We start from the raw sequence: 19,872 nt of genomic DNA on the forward strand, positions 1-19,872 counted from the left end.
AGCTTCTTACCATTTATGTTCCAAATTTACTCGCCTTGCAGGAGAGAACAAAGCGAAGAGTTTTGGCTTCGCCATCTTGAAATGCAGTTTTCACTTTTTTCATAAATGTTTCTCAAACTTTAATAATAATACAAAGCATTAATTTGGACCCTATCAGTTTAGAAGCTGCTGCAGGAATTAACTTCTTAAATAGGCTTTTAACTCATTCCCGATATTTTTTACTAATTTGCCGTCATGAATAACAAATGATTGTTGTAGCCCAGAAAAAGAGTAAAAGAAGAATTGAGACATAATATCAGCACTTCTCTCGGCGTTTATATCACCATGCACCTGAGCTTCTTTAATTAGAGATTTTATAACTGCCATTGTTTTTTCATTGGCAGCTTTAATAATTCCTTTTACTTCTTTGTCCTCGCCTGCTAGTTCAAATGAGCTCTTAATACCCAGACAAGTATGCTTTCTTTCAATAGTAACTTCTATAATTTTATCAATAATGTTGTCTAATTTTTCCAAAGCATCTTTACCTTTTCGTATAGCAATGAAGTAATCTTGCTCCACCATCTTATAGTAGGCTTGCAAACATTCTTTGAACAGGGTATGCTTATCACCTATACTATTATAAAGGCTGCTTTTGTTAATTTTCATTGCTTCCGTTAGATCCGATAGTGAAGCCGCTGTATATCCCTCACTCCAAAACACATTCATTGCCTCTGAAACTTTCTCTTCGGGTATAAACGCAATCTTTCTTGCCATAACTACAATACAAAAGTTATATTCTGAACTAACTGGTTCAAATATAGGCAAAATCCCCTGCCGACATATTTATTTAAATAAATTATGGGAAAAATCTGACAGTCACAACATTTATCTACTCCTCAGTGAATTCAAGTTCCTGAGCTTTTCCTTACTTTTGAATCTTGATATAATTATTGGTATGCCCTAAATTATTCCACTCGCAATTGTTGGCTACCTCCAATACTTCGGATATTTACGTTTCTTGTGAAGGTTATTAAAAATTACTGCTACAGCAAACCAAGATCAATGAACCAGACAAAACAGGATTTAAAATAAATTTCCACGATGCTCCTGCGAATATAATTACTAACGGGTCTGCCCCAGCTGGAGGATGAGTTGTTTTGGTTAGTTGCATAATAAAGATAGCGGCACCAACTCCTATCACTAGCGAATACCACGTACTACCAAAGTATGTATAACATAAGACACCAATTAAGCTTGATATAAGGTGTCCCCCTAAAATATTTCTTGGTTGGGCCAATGGACTATCCGGAACACCAAACGCGAGCACACAAGATGCACCAAAGGGAGCCATGATGAGCGGAATTGCAGTTCTTTCGGTCACTATTGCGATAATAGATATTGCCAGTAGTCCTCCAATTCCAGAGTAAAATGAAAACTGTTACGTCCGGGAGTTCTGTCCGCTGTCTTAAACTTCAGAAGATAATTTTTCATATTTTTTACAAATAACAACCATGTTATAATAAAAATCCCATTGAAGGACAAAACTACGTCCTACTTAAAGCTTCCTTGTGGTAGCTTTAGTGGATTTAATGGTTCTAATAATAGAATTTACTGAACTAGGCTACAATCTTTAAGCATTCCACGGGGCTCACTTCATTTATTACTCGAGTCTATTTCATTGATAAAAAAGTTTACTATCCTACATGCATTCCCCTTGCTGATTTTATTTTTCTTATCAGAGATCCTCAATGTAAGAGTGTGCGAACCTTTCTTTAAATCTCCACTGAAAAGTATGTAGTAAGGTAAATGCAACCAGGTACTATACTCAGTATAAAGGTCAATTTCCTTAGCTTGTCCTCCGTCTATTGAGTAAGAAATTATTCCAGCATCAGCTCCGGATATTATTGCCATTCCCACAGCCGTTCCCTTAAAGGGAAGGGTTAGTTTACTGCCGGCTTTTTCTGTCACCAGCATTGGTACATTTACAAAACCATCTCGGGTTGATAACCCGTCTGAAGGTTTCCACGACGAAACGTAGTCCCAGCTTCTGTCGGTTTTTGCATTCTTAATGTTGTAGTAATGGCCGTTAATAAAACTGAAATGGTTCAATGCCTGAGGAACTGGATGTTTGACGATTCTTCCTGACGAGTCATCTTTAAAGGACTCTCCAAGCAAGCTTTTTATAGTAGCAAAATATAATTCCTGGCCGAATGGAGAAGGATGAATGTCCTTGAAATCCTCATTCCAGGAAAACTCCTTATTCCTCATTTTGTCCGCTACTTCTTTAGCAAGATTGATAGAAGGTAAATTATAACGATTAGCAACAAGCTCATGGTTAAGTACTTCCAAGGGCACCTTCCCATTGTTATAATCTTCCGTTTTATAAGGATCTGCAAAGCACATCATGATAATATCCATTGATGGATTTGCCTTTTTTGCGCGTCGAACAATTCCTTCCAAAGCTCGAACTTCAGTTATACTATCTGTTCCATTCCCTCGATCGTTAACTGCAGCTTCGAGAAACATTAGGTCAACTTTACCCGAATCCAGCAGGTCCTGCTGTAAACGAAAGGAATGCGATAAACTTCCTAAAGATGGAATTGCTGCTTCTATAAAACGGAATTGAGTGTTTGGAAAGCGTTCGCTGATATATCGGCTTACCTTCTCTCTCCAACCAGGATTATGAGTAATTGATCCGCCCACAAATCCTATCGTTGCATGTTTTTTTGCTGTAAATATTTCATAAGCATTAGTAATGCCACCACGGATATTAAAGTAATTCTTATAACTTAAGGGTTTATCAGTAGGATAGGAATTTTGGTAAATAAAATCAGCAAAGGCTGCCGCCTTTTTGATTGGGAAATGATGTCCATTCAACTGCTGAGGGCCATCGTTAACTGGGTAGACGGAAGCTGGACCGCCTAAAGCAACGTATCTTTGAAAAAGGATGAAAGTATTTTCAGATGATGGCACTAATTTATCATCATAACCCACCACATGTAGAAGTGGGACTTTAAAAGAAGCCAGGCCTTCCAGATTATCGATAGGATTGTCAGTAAACTTTGGTAGTTGCTCCTCATTCAAATTATAAGCATTTTGCAACTTGAGCCACTCTTCCTTATCACCTGAACCTTTACCTTTTCCTCCAGGCCAACTTTGGAAATCACAAACAGGGGCCTCTGCATAAACGCAACTTACTTTATCGGGATTTCTTTTTGCCCAGCCGTAAGCATACAATCCTCCGCGACTTACTGCTTCCAATGCTGCTTTGGTCGCAAACTGTGCTTCAGTGGTAAGATAACTGTAGAACTGATCCCAGATATACATAGCATAAGGACTACCAAACTGGTCATCGACACTAACATAAGCAATATGAAAACCTCTGGTAAGTAGCAGACTGTCCATTTCTGTGTGCCAATCCGGGAACGATGCTCGCCACACCCAAGGCTTACCGGGAAGTGGATTTAGTGGCTTTACGTAGTAGGCCTTATGATTCCCAAGTGTCAAATTAACCCTTTGAAAACCTTTCCACCGATCTCTCTGCTCCATTTTAATTGGCTGGGCAGTAAGAATATAAGTGTTACAAAAACAACAAATTAAGGAAATAATTAAACCTCGTAACATTCGATATCTTAAATATTTATTAAACTGGGCATAACGAAAGTGTTACCCATGGGTCTTTTTTTATAACTTATTTCGCGGAGTATTTCAATTATGTTGGCGTTCGTGTTTCCACCGCCGGTATCTGCCAGGTTCTACGCTTTCTAACCACTTCTGAAATGGGTTAAACGCTGTTAAGAAGGGAAAAATAGAAAGCTTAGACCGATCATTGGGTTCACTTAAAGAGAATTTCTTCTGAAAAGGTCATTTTTCATCACGTCTTGTACCGGTTGCCTACTCCGCACAAACTCAGCCGCCTTCTTTCCCATTTCAGCGAAGTTAATGGAGAAAGTGGTTATACCGTCAAAGATGATTTCCTTTACATGATCATCATTGTGAGACAAGATGCCTAGATCCTTTCCTAAAGTCAATCCCTTTTTCTTGGTATCCTTCAGCATTTGCCAAAGTTCCAAATTGTGAATAGTAAAATACACCTTTCCGGCCGCAATACTTCCGGGTTTGTAGCTGCTTTTGATTACCCCTCTAATTTTGAAATCTTTAATAAACTTCTCGAAAGATTTGAAAACGTCATTGGGCTCTGCCGAAGATGGCTTAAAGTAAAATATGAACTCGTCGAATTCCTTGATTCGATCGGCAAGAGAAGCAAAGGCACTATAGGAAGATTTCTCAAACTCCTGCACAATGAAAGAATGGGGTTCCTTCAACTTGATATAACGGTCCACCATCAGGAATTTGTTCATTGGCAGCTCCCCGAGCAATTGAACAGAAGCAGGCTGCGGAATTGGTGCCACTACATACATTCCATATTTACCCTTAATGCTTTCAACGATAGTTGCCAAGATCTGCAGGTTGTTGTGGTGAAAGAAGATATCCAGATGCACATTCTCACCTAAATGGCTTCTGAAACTCTGGTAAAAGGTTTCCTGAAAAGTGTCGAAAGCAAATAGTACCAAGCAAACTTTCAAATGCTGCTCTGTATCTTCTGTAGAAACAAAGTATCCTTGGCGATTCTTTGATTCAACGATACCTCTCGCTATTAATTCCCTATAGGCTTTAGCGATGGTTTCCCTGGCGTACGTGAACTCCTTGATCATCTCATTTACCGATGGCAGCATATCTCCCTTTGAAATTATTTTTTGATCTATTGCATTTATAACTCCTTGAACCAGCTTTTCATGCTTTGAAAGGGCGTTTACATCTTCCAGATTTCTTATCTCGTTAAATAGATTACTCATTGAAAGTACGATTGTAGTTTAAATGGACAGCAAAATCCAAAGAAATCTCATGCATTATTCTTGAATTTATAATTTAATTTTAAGCATAACAGCATCTTTAGCTGGTATCCGGCTTTCTTGATTCATTCCCACTTTGTATTGATTGCCAGAAAAAATATCAGAACCGGAGTACTCACTTTCTGCCGCTAACCCCGCCTTGGTTAGATCAACCCTTACTGACTTCTCGGAATCTGAGTAGTTAAACAAGGCAAGATAGAGGAAGCCATCTACACTTTTCCAAAATATCTCACTTGCTGATTTGCCGCTATCTCCATTTAAAGGCCTGAATGATGTTCCTTTTGCAACCAGTTTTAATAACTCTGTATTTTGAAAAAGCTCTCTTGCTCTGGATGTCCATGGGCCTGACACAGAGAAATCGTCACCAGTTATAAAGGTACCTGTAATAACTGCTGAAAGTGTTCTAGCACGGTTTTCGCCAAGAGTCTGAGTTCCTAGAACTACGTGGTCTGCATCAACATAATTATATAGATACGTTTGCCACCAGCCGTAGTTTAGGCTGTTTAATGTATACTCTGTTTCGTTTATCGCTTTAAAAGCATCACATGCTATACGGCGGATATGCACATATCGCCCTGATGCCATAGTTGGCGAAATGGCGGCATAAATCAGCATTTTATCATCCAGTTGTTTCAGCAAATATTCCATCCCCACCTTATATGCCTGCATTCCGGTGTGGACATTTTTATCGTAAAAACTATCTGCTTCGATAGATGCATGGCCAAGAAAGTCTATTTTAATCATCTTAAAGCCGCATTCTTTTAATTTGCCAATTACCAGTTTAATTCGTTCCTGTGTACCTGGATGAGTTGGATCCAATGCTCGAGCGCCATCGAAGTCGTGATATCCGTCCTTCACCTTTGTCCACATTTCCCTAAAAGTGTGAGAACTACCTTCTGCTCTTCGCTCTCCTCCAGACTTAAATCCCCAGTCGGTAAAAGGTGCCCAGTAAACTCCTGGTTGAAGTCCTTTTTTTAAGCAGTAATCAGCAAAGTTTTTAAGTTCTGAAAAATCCCCTTCATAACCACCTTTAATCATACTATCCCAGTAAGAATCCAAATCAACGTAAAAGTCGTTCCCATTGCGGAAACCCTTCAAGCTATCCGCAAAAAAATTAACTACGTTAGTAGCGTTAGAATAATTAATGTTTTGCTGCACCACGCCCCAGCTGTTCCATCCTACAGGAGTTGCGTTTGTCCAATTAAAAACAAATGGCCTTTCAGCAATACGGTTGGCTTTAGCGTACTCTTCCATCGCAAATCTCCAATCACTGAAATACCCTATCAAAAACTTTGATGATCGAATCTCGTCTCCTTGCAGATAGCCGTGCTCTTGTTGGTCTCTTGTCACCTCTTTATCTGTGTAACCCGAAAAAGCAATTAACTTATTATGGGATCTTTCTGCCTTGGTTTTTATAGCTGACTTCCAAACTTGGTGCTCGATTGAGCCAACAATTATTGCTTGTTGAGATGTTTCGTTGTAAATAGCACCCACTTCCGAACTTACGTTTTCAACGCCCTCTTTAAATGCTTTTGCATCATATCTTATCCACGCATCATTATCGAAAGGGACAAAAAGTGACCGTTGGGCGCCTGAATCTATATTTTTGAAGTCAGAAACGAAGGGAGCAAGATAATTTGATCTGACGTTTTTCCCCTCCAAAATAAGTTCGATAAGAAAATAATTTTTATCATGATATGTGTAGATAATGTGTTTTAAAGTTGGTAGTCCTGCTGACTTATATTCGATAACATTTTTAGTACCACTGCCGAAATTATCCCTAATGATTTTCTTTGTAAATGTTCTCGTCTTGTATTCTCTGAATAGTAGAAATGATCCGTTATTTTTTGCTTGAAAATAAGCGTTAGAAAAAATTATATTTCCCAATTGAAGGACCTGAAAGCTCCCGGACTTTAGATCATACTGTATGTTTCCTGACGATCCGTAGGGAATTGTGATGTTTTGAGGAGACATTTTCATGCTGGCAATACCAGAGATGGAAGATGACAATAAACCTGCAACTAGCATAGTGTGCAGAAATTTAAATAGTTTCATGAGTGCAGTTCTATTAAATTTTGTTGGAAGGGAGGGACGTGTCTATTTATTTTTAAATTTATTTGTGTTTCTGCAAGAGTTTTTGAATGAATAGATTCTTTTACACTAGCTTAAGACGGGAGCGTTTTTGGAGCTCCCGTCTCATTTTATTCTTTATTCCATAATGTTATTTCGCTCATATTACTGTAAGCGGATCCCGTTGTTGTATGTAACACTCTGATGCGAATATACCTTACAGGGGGGAGATTATCTGTTAGATCAAACTTCATCGGTGCTTTACCATCATCCGTTCTCGTGACCTCTTTCAACAAGGTCCAGCCTTTTGAAATTGCTTCATCTTTCCATCCTGCGTTGTCGGGTCTTAAGGTTGTAGCAGCGTTTGTGATATCTTCAATTCCCCAAACTTCAAATTTGTCAGGGTTATTACAACAATCTCTTCCTGTTTCCTCTATCCGGGCGAGTTGGCTATACGATCTGCCTAGATCAAACGTAAGAACATGCGGGTTGTATGCTCCGTCGCTGTGGAAGATATTAGGAAAGCCTTGCGGACCTGTAGTACCATCCCATAGTTTGCTAATGCTAGTTTCTGAACTGTATGTTCCAACGTCATTAGGCAAATTAACTTCCCGGAAGAGTGATTTGTCACACTGAACATATCTGAATATTCTCGGAAAAGTGTCGTAGTCTGAAACCTGGAAAGTATCAATAGCTCCCTTTGCTGGAATATATGAAGATCGATATAAGATATCTGTTGAAGGCTTATAATCTGTCAATGTTATTGAACTTGACGTCGGTTTGATTTCTTTTGTAGCCTGTACCCCTGAAAGGGTAGTGTATCTTATCTCTGTCGCGATGTTGATGGTGTCTGGAGTGTCAAAATTGAGAGTTACCGCACTTGTGTTTTCATCAAGAGCGTATGGAGTACTTGCGTTATAGGGTCTGTTTAATAGAAGTGATTGATAATTTTCACCATAAACCTTCACGTTGTCAATCATTGTGGGAATAGATCTATTACCGTCAGCATCGCAGGAAAAAATAGTAAAAGAGTACGTGAACTCATTTAGGTTTGGAACAATAGCCTTGATTGTGTCCAGGGGACTATGAGTTGTAGCATTGACCTTAAGTGAGTCACGGCCATTGTTCCAATAAATAATATAGCCTGATATACTTGGGTCGGGACTAGGATTCCAAGCAAGACCAACGCGGTTCTTCCCCGGGAGAACCGTTACTTTGGCCACTATGCCGGGATATACTATCTCCTGATTATCAAAGAATTCTTTGAAATCTGTGTCTTTCTTTTCACAACTTGTGATAAACATGCCTACCAATAATAGGAGAACTGCATGAAATATATGTTTCTTCATCTCTAACTCTTTAATTTAAAGGTTTTACTGAGGGTTGCCATAGAAAGTGAGTTCCATAGTGTGTGCGAAATCACCACCACCCCATGTTTGTGCTACAGCAAATCGTACAAATTTGACTGCCGGACTGCTTATCGGAACATTAAAATCCACGCCAGCTGCAACATAGGCTTGGTCAGCGGCGTTTGCTGCCCCCGGCGCGAGTCCGGAAGGGGGACTTGGGAATTCGAAGTTCCCCATATTAACCCAATCGCCAACAACAGTACCTTCTGGTGATGTTCTAGGCAATGGGGTATCTGCGGGTTGATTTTTTGTTGAGCCCCATAAAGTAAAGACTTTTGGATTACCATGGCTATAGGAATAGCCACCAGGACGATTAAAGAGTAAAAAGCGACTAAACTTCACCGATTGACCTAATCCAAATGTGGCAATGATAGGGAAGCCTTTAGAAGATGATTGTGTATGCCATCCGGCTGAGTAATCGTCAGTTTTATTGTTCCACAGATTTTCAACATTCCAACCCGGATAAAGATCAGCGTCGGATGGAAGACGGTAGGTAAAAAATAAGTTCTTGTTTATTAGCGATTCAGGCAAGGGGCGAATCGTGACAACTGTTGTGTCAGAGTTGTTTCCGAACCTATCAGTGACATATACGCCGAATTTCCTATCTACAGGTGAATATCCTCTTACAGAGTACTTGATGTCATCGATATTAGTATAGTGCTGATCTTCGATCTCCAATGTATTAGTTGCAGAGTCTAATGCTAGCAAAATCATTCCTACTGGTTGTCTATTTGGATTTGAAGCAGTAATGTTTATTCCCCCAAAATCCGGTGTGGCGATCACTGTAGGTTTTATCAGCTTATAATAAGGTGTAAGTGGATGAACCTTTACGGTAACAGGATCGGACATAATATTGGCACGGGTTACCGCATAGAGAGTGATCTCATACTCCTGGTTATTAGCAAAACCTTCTACCGTTATACTATCAGAGTAATAGCTGGATTTGGTTTCCCTGCCCGTTTGGTCATTAATTTTATACTTTGCTAGTACATAAAGTAAATTTTTGGAGTTTGGAAGATCGTAGGTTATATGAGCTCCTCCATTAAAATTATCTATCTTTACATTGGTGATTGTACCAGGCTTTGTTTTATCTCCTGTTACTGGATCATTGTATCCATTGTCTTCTTTACAGCCAGTAATGGCAGTAAGAAGGAATATTGCTAAATAGAATATTCGTATTGTCGAGTACTGTAAATTCCTTTTCATAATGTTAATTGCTAGGTTCCTATAAAAGATTACCAATAAGGATTTTGAACCAAGTTTGGATTTGTAATAATATCCTCGGTTCGAATTGGCCATAAATAGTCTTTAAGACTAAAAACAGGTGTAAGCTTGACAGTTGGCCTGTAGTAATTAATTGCTTCTTCGTTATAGACACTCCAGCCTAATAAAGGATTACTTAGAACTGTTTGTAATTCCTTCCACCTTCGAAGATCCCAACCGGCTTGAGCTTCAAAACATAACTCTATCCGTCGCTCCTGATGAATAATTTGACGAAGACCTTCTTTTGTATTAGGTTTATTTGGATTCTTTGAATAAGTACTCCAGGCTGGTTTAACTCCTGGTAATCCTGCACGCGCCCGTACAAGGTCTATATATTCAAAAATATCTTGATTCTGCGGACCTTCAAATTCATTCAGAGCTTCGGCATATAAAAGGTATAGACTGGCAAGCCTCATTATTGGTAAATGATAGTAAACTGGTTGAAATCCGTCATCGTAAACGGATAAATAGTTAACTAATTTTTTAGGCCAGTATCCTGTATTATTGAATCTGATTAAATCGTGAGGTCCCGCATATGAGGAGCTTCCCCTGGCCTGAACGGCATAGGCGTTATTCTGATCATATATGCCATTACCAAACCAAATCCCTCCATCAAAGGCAACATCAGCATAAAAGCGTGGCTCTCTGCCGAAGTGAGCTTTGACTGTTTCGTATCCTTCTCTAATGAAGTATCTAGATTGTCGATCTCCTGTTTTCAACGTATAGCGGTTATTATAATCCCAAGTTAGATCTTCATTAATAGGAACTCCCTTATCTGTATAGAATAGTTCTTGCATTTGGATGGGTACAGAAAAAGTTCCAGGATTGGAAAATGCATTGTTCACTGATCTTGACGTCAATCTCGGGGTTGCTCTGCCCTCCCACCCAAAGAGAGGTGCATGTGCCCAAATTAACTCATCATTTAATTCCCATTTTTCCGTAACCGCCGTTTGGATAGATAATACGGTTTTCAAAGAATCGGAAAGTTGGGAAATGTTTGCTGGTGGTATAAATTGATGAAGAGTTAATCCCTGTGCTGCGCATTCATTAATAGCAATCAAACAAGCATCTGCGGCAGCTTTCCATTTTTGAGGGTCATATGTTATCGGAAAAAGCGCTACTCCGTCTTTATCTTTCAAATCTACATAATCCGCATTTCCATTAAACAATGGACTTGCCGCAGTTGCTAACACTTCAGCTTTAACTGCAAGCGCTATTAACTTGGTGACACGTCCCAATTCAGTTGATTGATTTTGAATCACTGGCGGTAGATCCGGAGCTGCTTCGTCAAGTAATGATACTATGTATTGAACAACTTCATTTAGAGGGGCTCTTTTTACGCGAACCTCTTCTGTTGTGCTCGTTATTGGTAGATTTTCATCTACAATAGGGATAGGGCCGTACATTCGCATTAGGTAGTAATGATAGTATGCCTTAAGGAATTTAACCTCAGCTATCCATCGTTTTTTTTCTGTAGCAGAAAGATCAATTGGTTGATCAATATTTTCAAGCATGGTATTGCAGGCACGAATCGACCTGAACAAACTATAACTTCCATTAGCTCCGTCCCAAGTATTCAGTCCCGGGTTACTCGCAGTTTGAGTTCCCTTTAGCATGAAGAAACCTGTCGTATTATCTGAATAAGAAGTTAAATTGTCCGGATAAATAATTTCTCCTGAGGTGGTAAAAGCTGGATTTGCTGTAATGTCACTTAGGCGCTGTAAGTATGCATAACAGGTAAATAGATAATTTTCTGCTTCATTTCTGTTTCTAAAGGCATATTCTAATGTGCCTAAATTATCAGGAGTAATATCCAGATATTTCTTGCAGGACACGGTAGAGAAGAGAAGAGCAATTATGCTGAGATATTTATAAAATAATTTCATTTTTATTATTTTAGTGAGGTATTAAAGACTTACGTTTACTCCGAGATTAAATACCTTTTGTATTGGATAAGCAAAACCATTTCCCCCTAGTTCAGGATCCCATAATTTAAACGGACTCCAGGTTACCAGATTTAATCCGTTAAAATATACTCGGGCTGATCTTAGCTGAATTTTTCTCGATAGCTTCGATGGCAAAGTATAACCAAGTTCCAAGGATTTCAATCGCATAAAACTACCATTACGCATCCACCAAGTACTATTTTGGCGATTGTTTTCTATCTCGCCTCCATTAGTTCCAAGTCGTGGATAAAGGGCATATAAGTTCTGATTGTCGATAGACCAATGGTCATCAGCAAAGGCTTTAAGAAGCTGGGTGTTGCCATAAATATTTGCATCAGGACTTTGTATAAAAGGGCTAACGCGTCCCGGATTTATAAATAAGGAAACCCGTGCCTGGCCTTGAAAAAAAGCACCAAGATCAAAGTTTTTGAACCTTGAGGAGAGCCCAAATCCATATACAATTTCTGGAGTTTGAGGAAATCCGATGAAAGTTTGATCGTAACCATCAATAACACCGTCTTCATTTAAGTCACGGTACTTAATATCTCCTCCTTTGGGAGGCGTTCCTCCTGTAGAAAAAATTTGCTTTGGAGAGTTAATGGCCTCCTTGTCGTCTACGAACAAACGCTCAGCTATATAGCCAAAGTTACGGTCAATAGATTGTCCCGAACGAAAACGATAGGGTTCTTCCCATTGCGGTTCTTCGTAGTGCACATACTTGTTGCTCGAATACGTGAAATTGGACAATAGCCTTATGGACACCTTTCTGCCTATAGTTCCGGAATAATCTAGATGTAAGTCAATTCCCTTAGATTTTGCAGTTCCGATGTTAGCGCTAACCGGACTTAAAGATTCCAGACCCATGGTTTGCGGGATGGAAGAACGATCCATTAGAATGTTATATCGGAAATTCCTGTACAGCTCTGCTGTTAAGTTGAATCTTCTTAAAAGTGAAAGTTCAAAGGCTAGATTAGTCTGACGGGAAGTTTCCCATGTGATAGCTCTGTTCTCGTAACTGTTGATGAAAACACCAGTACGTGTATATTCGAGGTTTGTACCAAAAGATGAGTAATTTCCGCCTCCGTTTAAATTTACATCAGATTGATAGAAGAACCTTTGTGAACCAATTGCATCATTTCCTACTAGCCCATAGCTTGCGCGGATTTTAAACCTATCAATTACACTCTTTAGATTATCAAAGAACCGTTCGTTGGATAAGACCCAACCTCCTCCAATTGTGGGAAAAAATCCGAAACGGTGATCTTCGGAAAACCTCTCAGAACCATTATAGCCGAAGTTCGCTTCTAAGAAGTATTTATTTTTGAAAGAATAAGTTAATCTTCCTGCCACTCCAAGATTACGGTAAGGGAGCGAATATTGTAGAGTTCTTGAATTTGTCTTCGGATCTCTAGCATTTGAGTAGATAGTTTGCTGAGCAGTTCCTATAATAGTGCCGCTTACATTGTGATCTCCAAAAGTTCTATCGTAGGCAGCGGCTGCTTGTCCATAAAGAAATGTATTTAAATTTGGTTCTCCTGGATAATACGACAAATATTCCTGTGCTACATTCGGTACTCCGGATCCGTCATTAGGCCTTGGGTTTAGCCAGGCAAGAGTATATTGATTAGCAGCTTTATCGTAATTTCCAATGTTGTAATAAAACGGTCCATAGGCCATTTGAGAGTCGAAGTAGGAATATCTATTTGTGCTAAAAATACTTCTGAAAGATAAACCCTTGGTAATAAAATCCATTTTTTGATTTAATTCCAGTTGGGCCGACATTCTGGATTCGGTAGAATTTTTATGACCTCGAAGTAGAAGTGCATATGGATTGTTTACTTCTATAGAGTTGTTACCTCCAACATTTCCAAACAAAATATGCTTACTGTTTTGATTTGCTTCATCTGCCGGATAATAAGGAGCAAAGAGAACAGGGCTAGTATGCATCGCAACATTATATAAGTCAGTCGAAAATCCTCCATCTGCTGCAATGGGGCCATTGTAATCGCTAAAAGTACCAGCCAGTCTTACAACTAGTTCGGTTGATTTTGTTAAGTTTATATTAACGTTTGAGCGAAGTTGATAGTTACGAAATTTGACGTTAGTATTAGCATTATTCCTCTCATCCTGGTTCAGGATTCCATTGTCTACGTTATAAGAGCCAGATACATAATATTTTGCTACACCACCACCTCCACTTACGCTTAAGTTTGCTCGTTGCGTCGCTGCTCTTTTTTTAAATAGCAAATCCAACCAGTCAACGGCAGGATAAACATATTCATTGTATCCTGGACTACGGTTTATAGTAGCTAAAGTGTTGTTAATCTTATTTTGGCTAAAAGGTAGCGGAGTTAGAGGGTTTCTTGTAACAGTAGCTTCATTAAACAACCTCATAAATGTAATCGGATCTGCAAGTTCGAGCGTCTGAGCTGACTGAGAAAGTGAATTCTCCAACCGAAAACTTATTGTTGCTTTCCCTTCTTTTCCTTGTTTTGTACTTACAAGGATAACCCCATTAGCTCCCCGTGCTCCGTATAACGCAGTAGCACTGGCGTCCTTCAGTACGGAAAAGCTTTCTATGTCATCAACTTGTAGCCTTGCAAGGTCAGATGGAGTTAACTCAACGTTATCAATAAGTATCAACGGATCCCTTTTGTAACCGAAAGTGGTCACTCCACGAATAAAAAAGCTTGCGTTATCCTGCCCTGGTTGCCCCGAACGCTGATAAGCAATTACTCCTGCAACCTGGCCAGCAAGTGCATTTGTTAAATTACTTGCAGGAATTTTCAGGTCCCCTGGCCGTACTGATGTAACAGAGCCAACAATGGCCTCTCTACGTTGTTTCGTTCCATAGGCCACCACAACTACGTCCTCGAGCGTTCCGGCATCCTTCATTACGATATTTAACACTCTATTGTTAGGTGAAACTGTGATTGTTTGCTCATTAAAACCTACATAGGATATCCTTAATAAAGTTCCCGATTCAACTTCAAGGATGAATTTGCCTGCATCATTTGTTGTGGTTCCCACTCCCTTTTTATTGACAGCAGTGATTGACACTCCTATTAGTGTTTCTCCTGTGGTGTCACGGACGGTCCCGGTGACAGTAACTTTTTCTTGTGCGTAAAGCTCTCCTTTTATTATCAGGAAGATTAGGACGAACAAAAGTTTAAATCCCCGAGTTGGCAACACCAGGCCGATACTTTTTTTAGATTCGCAAAATAACTTCATAATAGCTTAATTAAGATAATGTGGATAAGCCTCACTGCATATCCTTTTAGGTATTAACATTGGACTGAAGACTTTAAATTGTTGTGTTTTGCGTAAATTTTTGATAAAGCAAAATTGATTGACGCTCCAAGGGGAGACTACCACATAATAGGTACATACTTTGAACTGGTGAGTTAGCATTTTAATTGGTTTATTTAGAAAATTAAAGTTAAGTCTGAATTTTCGTGAGGTAAATGGACTAAGCCTTAAACATGATGGATTATTCTATGCGGGGGCGTTTTTATACCTGAAATCAGGAATTGAGTAAAATAAACAGCCTTTGATATCCAAATCTGGATCATTAGTGCATTTACAATAAGTGGAACGGACTTATTTTTAGTACTCCTTCCCTTTGGATATGCACAACTAAGGTTGTGAATTGATTTATTATAGATTGTTCTTTAACTGACGATTACTCGGACAGACACAGCGTTCATCCGATAGAGAGGCTTATTGGCATATAGAATAGCTGCTTCGAAATGTTGGAGGTTACATTCCCTTCTTCGATTTGGCTCTGTAAACTTCAGGTGAGGATCCGATAGTTTTTTTGAAAATTCGTGAAAAATAATATGAATCCTCATACCCCAATCTAAAGGCGACCTCTTTAATCTTGAGATCCTCGTTGCACAATAATTGGCAGGCCTTCTGCATTTTCAGATGGATGAAATAATCTATTGGAGGAATTCCCGTACTTTTACGAAACTGGCTTGAGAAATGAGAAGCGGATAAGTTGTGCCACTCGGCCATATTTTCTACGGTAAGTTTCAGCCGTAAGTTAGACCTCATTCTCATTATTGTTTCGTTAATTATGTCTTTTGCTTCAGGACCTTCCGATTTGAAGTGCTTATCAGGGAATAAGAAGATCGCAATTAAATGATACAGACAGAAAATTGCGTTGCACAAGTTATCAGTACTGTATCCCATTTCCAAGCTATTATAAATGTTTTTCCAAATTTCTATAATCTTGTTATTGACCGGTATATCTACAGGCCCTTGAAGTAATTGAATATTTAGAGATTCATTCATTTTCCTTACATCTGGTCCTGTGAAATGTACCCAGTAGATGCTCCAAGGATCTTCTTTGTCTGCCCAATAGCGAAGGTATTCATCGGTTGCTGGAAGATGTATAAATTGATTCGGTGAGACCGTGAATTCTTTTTCCCCCACAATGTAGTGACCTTTTCCCTTGATGCAATAGATCAAGATATTATCAATACAGCCTCGTTTTCGCTCGCGATAATGGTTTTTTGCATTCGGAAAAAAGCCTATATGGCTAATATATAGATTGAAAACACCGGGACTGCGCCTACTACTTTTTTTCCAGACCATTTCAGGTATGCTTATTAATCTCTCACCCTCAAATCCATCTCTTCTTTTAATGTAACTATTCATATTTCTTATGAAATTGGTATTAATGATTGGCGGGCTGCTTTGATTGAGAAGGCAGTCATTCTAAAGATTTTTGAAATCATGCAAATATTATTAAAAATAATTGAATGAGCAAAAAAGTCAATAATGGTATTGTCCATTAAAACCAAGGAATAGCCCATTGGATACATATTAGGATAGACATACTTTTGATTCAACGGAAATGGGCTGTTTGCAATAATCAGTACAAGGAATTGTACCAAATTAAAAGGGAGAGTTTCTTGATTCGAGTTCTCCGTCAATATATATGGATAATCACAGATTAATTGAAGATGTTACCACTACAAGATAAAGTTATTTTTTTAAGCGGAGGCACGGAGGGAATAGGTTATGAATGCGCTAAAGCATATCTAAAAGCAGGTGCACAATTAGCAATTGTGTCAAATTCTAAAGAGAGTTTAGAATTTGCCAAGAAATCCTTTGATAATGATGACATTCTTTTTCTTGCAGCAGATGTTGCTATTTTTGACCAAGTAAATTCAGCTATCAGTGAAACATTGGAAACTTATGGTCGTTTGGATGTTGTTCATAATAATGCAGGGATTTCTAATCCCTCGAAAAGGCTGGATGAAACGACAGAAGAGGAGTGGCAGCGACTTTTTGATGTGAATGTCAAAGGTATTTACAATACTACAAAAGCGGCTTTGTCTGCTTTAAAGAAAACAAAAGGAAATATTTTAAATACGGGAAGTCTTGTAGGTTCAATAGGTCAGGAAATCCATGCGGCCTATAGCGCTACTAAAGGCGCTATAAATGCACTTACAAAGTCTATGGCCCTTGATTACTCTTATTTCGGAATAAGGGTAAATGCCGTAGCGCCTGCAGGTGTTTGGACACCGATGTTAAGAAGCTGGAGTTTAGATCAGCCAAATTCCTCATCAATTGAAGATTATCTGAACAATATTCACCCATTAGGATATTGCCCTGAAGGTGATGTAATAGCTGACGCTTGCCTTTTTTTAATCTCAGACAACGCAAGATTTATAACAGGTTGTATTCTTCCGGTTTCTGGGGGAGCCGAATTAGGGTATAAAAGAAACAAGCCTATTGAACACCAAGCTCAAACGGTTGAAAAACATACTTGCCGTAGCTGATTTTTAAGAACGATGATACATAAAATTAGAGTTAGTGACAAACGTTACAAGCTAGATGGAAATGCAGGGAGTGATGCAGTACACCTGAATCCTACATATTCTTACGCAGTAACGGAATTATATGACGAAAAAGGTAATGTCGGAGTTGGATTCGCATTTACTCTTGGGGAGGGTAATGATCTAGTATGCCAAGCTGCGAAGTATTATGCAGAGAAATTAAAAGGGAAGGACATTTATGAAATAATGTCAAGCTTTGGTGATTTGTTTAGAAACTTATCGAACGATCAGCAATTTCGCTGGCTTGGGCCTCATAAGGGAGTAGTGCATTTAGCTCTCGCTTCTGTTACCAATGCATGTTTCGATTTATGGGCAAAAAGCAGTGGATTGCCACTTTGGAAACTATTAATAGATTTATCAGCAGAAGAGCTGGTTAATACCCTTGATTTATCGTATCTTGAGGATGTACTTACTCGGGAAGAGGCAGTTAAGCTCATTTCTTTACAAAAGTTAACACAACCCAACAGGCTTCCGATTCTTGCAAGCGGTTATCCCGGATATGATACTTCAATAGGGTGGTTTAACTACTCTGACGAAGAGGTTAGAAGGAATTGCTATAAGGCAATCGAGGAGGGTTTTACGGCTATGAAACTTAAAGTTGGGTCTAAGGATGCTGAGCGGGATATAAGGCGAGCTAACATAGTTAGGGAAGTTGCAGGCGAAAAGGTAAAGGTAATGCTTGATGCAAATCAGCAATGGTCACTTCCCCAGGCCCTTAGTATTTGTGATAAACTTAAAGCCATTAATCCATATTGGGTTGAAGAACCTACTCATCCTGATGATGTTCTTGCACATAAAACCTTAGCCGAAGCGATATCACCGATAAAGGTAGCAATAGGAGAGCATGTTCCTAACAAGGTTATCTTTAAAAACTATCTTCAGGCTCGGGCAGCTTCCTTCATTCAGGTAGATGCCGTGCGGGTAGGTGGAGTGAGCGAATTTATTACTATAAGTCTTCTATGTAAAAAGTTTGGGATACCTGTTGTGCCCCATGTTGGAGATATGGGGCAGTTACATCAACATCTAGTTCTATTTAACCACATCTCACTTAGTCATGAGGCCTTGTTTTTAGAGCATATCCCTCATCTTCAGAAATATTTCAAACATCCGGTAAAAATAGAAAATGGCGCATATCAAACCCCAATGGAAGCGGGTAGCAGCTGTGATCTTCTTAGCTTAAATTAGAAAGGTATCTTTTAAGCTTTTTAATCGCTTGAATAAGTTTTCAAACTAGCCACTTAGATATAAATATTATGATAAATCAATTTAAAAAAATTTGCTTTACTATTTGTGTAATGATGTTGTGCGGACTCTTCGTTAGCGCACAATCGGTAAAAGATCCGGATAAAACATTACGAACAGCAAAGGGAAAGCCTACGAAGGTTCCTTATGCCAAAATGGCTCTTAATGCAAAATTTATCGGAGCAGCTTTAGCCGATTCCAACTGGTATTATTGGTGTATATCTCCTATAGAGGGAAAGGATAAAAAGATACATCTGTTTGCAAGTAGATGGCCTGCAGTAGAAGGCATGGATGGATGGTCTGGGCCTAATGCTGAAATTGCTCATTTTGTTGGAGACAGACCTGAAGGGCCATTTAAATTTGTGCGTACTATTATGAAAACTGCTATGTTTCCTGATCCAAAGACAATGGCAGGACCACATAATCCGCGAATTGAATATGTAGATGGAAAATATATACTGTTATACATCTGCCAGGATCCAAGTGGTCAGTATGCTCAGCGGACAGGTATGATGATAGCTGATGATATAAACGGGCCATGGAGATTTGGAGGAAAAAATGAAGGTATAATGGTAACTCGTTCAAGTGATCCTAATCATTGGACTTACCGAGCTGCAATTGGTGCCGATAACCCTGCTTTTCTGAAAATAGGTAAAAAATATTATATCTATTATAAATGTGGAACTCCAGAACACATGAAGGCAAAGTATGGTTACGCAGTGTCAGATAAAATAGAAGGCCCTTATGTTATGTGTGATGCTCCTATTACAGATAATGTTTCTTATTTAGAAGATGCACAGGCGTTTGCATGGAAGAAAAACTATTATTTATTGACAACTGACAACCTTGGAGGTAATACGGGGATCTACGGAGATATTATCCTATGGAAATCAAAGACAGGTTTAGACTTTAAACTGGCAGATGCTAAAATTGCAATGGGTAATATTCTTGATTATTGGGGTTCAGAAGTAGATCACAAAAAGCTTGAAGGTACCCCAGGGCACTTTATTCGTGATGCTACAGGTAAATTGGAGCGTCCAGCAATATTATTTCAAAACGGGAAACCAGCATATTTTTATTCTGCAGCTGATCTGAATGTGAATGGAGGAAAGGTTTCTGAATCTTATGTATTCAAAATAGATTGGCAAAAAGGAAAATGAGTTAAAGCTGATTTCCTCGGTTCCACAAACTAATCAATTAA

At 39.0% G+C, this 19,872-nt stretch carries 13 protein-coding genes; 3 read left to right on the plus strand and 10 right to left on the minus strand.

Annotated features, from left to right (window positions below):
* Positions 1-177: 177 nt before the first annotated feature.
* The 10 genes from J3P37_RS02505 to J3P37_RS02545 form a co-directional block, all read right to left on the minus strand.
* Positions 178-753 carry a TetR/AcrR family transcriptional regulator gene (locus tag J3P37_RS02505; RefSeq protein ID WP_256009418.1) on the minus strand — a complete coding sequence of 192 codons (576 nt, stop codon included), beginning with the start codon at positions 751-753 and terminating at the stop codon, positions 178-180.
* Between the two features lie 256 nt (positions 754-1,009).
* A complete protein-coding gene (locus J3P37_RS23000) occupies positions 1,010-1,360 on the minus strand; it encodes an HPP family protein (protein WP_439648949.1) in 351 nt (116 codons plus the stop codon).
* Positions 1,361-1,632: 272 nt separating this feature from the next.
* On the minus strand, positions 1,633-3,528 hold the full coding sequence (locus J3P37_RS02510; protein WP_256009419.1) for an SGNH/GDSL hydrolase family protein: 1,896 nt from the start codon (positions 3,526-3,528) through the stop codon (positions 1,633-1,635).
* Between the two features lie 290 nt (positions 3,529-3,818).
* Positions 3,819-4,835, minus strand: a complete 1,017-nt coding sequence (locus tag J3P37_RS02515) for a GntR family transcriptional regulator (RefSeq protein WP_256009420.1) — start codon at positions 4,833-4,835, stop codon at positions 3,819-3,821.
* Positions 4,836-4,901: 66 nt separating this feature from the next.
* On the minus strand, positions 4,902-6,947 hold the full coding sequence (locus tag J3P37_RS02520) for an alpha-galactosidase (protein WP_256009421.1): 2,046 nt from the start codon (positions 6,945-6,947) through the stop codon (positions 4,902-4,904).
* A gap of 146 nt (positions 6,948-7,093) precedes the next feature.
* On the minus strand, positions 7,094-8,311 hold the full coding sequence (locus J3P37_RS02525; protein ID WP_256009422.1) for a DUF4998 domain-containing protein: 1,218 nt from the start codon (positions 8,309-8,311) through the stop codon (positions 7,094-7,096).
* Positions 8,312-8,335: 24 nt separating this feature from the next.
* Positions 8,336-9,577: a DUF5000 domain-containing lipoprotein gene (locus tag J3P37_RS02530; protein WP_256009423.1), complete on the minus strand. Its 1,242-nt coding sequence runs from the start codon at positions 9,575-9,577 to the stop codon at positions 8,336-8,338.
* A 29-nt stretch (positions 9,578-9,606) separates the two neighbouring features.
* Positions 9,607-11,520 (minus strand): RagB/SusD family nutrient uptake outer membrane protein, encoded by a 1,914-nt coding sequence (locus J3P37_RS02535; protein ID WP_256009424.1) that lies wholly within the window; start codon positions 11,518-11,520, stop codon positions 9,607-9,609.
* A gap of 21 nt (positions 11,521-11,541) precedes the next feature.
* On the minus strand, positions 11,542-14,811 hold the full coding sequence (locus tag J3P37_RS02540) for a SusC/RagA family TonB-linked outer membrane protein (RefSeq protein ID WP_256009425.1): 3,270 nt from the start codon (positions 14,809-14,811) through the stop codon (positions 11,542-11,544).
* A gap of 528 nt (positions 14,812-15,339) precedes the next feature.
* Complete coding sequence (locus tag J3P37_RS02545; protein ID WP_256009426.1) at positions 15,340-16,242, minus strand: AraC family transcriptional regulator; 903 nt, start codon at positions 16,240-16,242, stop codon at positions 15,340-15,342.
* A gap of 308 nt (positions 16,243-16,550) precedes the next feature.
* Between J3P37_RS02545 and J3P37_RS02550 the strand changes: the two genes are divergently transcribed.
* The 3 genes from J3P37_RS02550 (at position 16,551) to J3P37_RS02560 (ending at position 19,831) form a co-directional block, all read left to right on the plus strand.
* Positions 16,551-17,372 carry an SDR family NAD(P)-dependent oxidoreductase gene (locus tag J3P37_RS02550; protein WP_256009427.1) on the plus strand — a complete coding sequence of 274 codons (822 nt, stop codon included), beginning with the start codon at positions 16,551-16,553 and terminating at the stop codon, positions 17,370-17,372.
* A gap of 12 nt (positions 17,373-17,384) precedes the next feature.
* Complete coding sequence (locus J3P37_RS02555; RefSeq protein ID WP_256009428.1) at positions 17,385-18,614, plus strand: enolase C-terminal domain-like protein; 1,230 nt, start codon at positions 17,385-17,387, stop codon at positions 18,612-18,614.
* Between the two features lie 68 nt (positions 18,615-18,682).
* On the plus strand, positions 18,683-19,831 hold the full coding sequence (locus tag J3P37_RS02560) for a glycoside hydrolase family protein (protein ID WP_256009429.1): 1,149 nt from the start codon (positions 18,683-18,685) through the stop codon (positions 19,829-19,831).
* Positions 19,832-19,872 lie beyond the last annotated feature (41 nt).

This window comes from Desertivirga xinjiangensis, from assembly GCF_024436435.1.
Taxonomy (GTDB): domain Bacteria; phylum Bacteroidota; class Bacteroidia; order Sphingobacteriales; family Sphingobacteriaceae; genus Desertivirga; species Desertivirga xinjiangensis.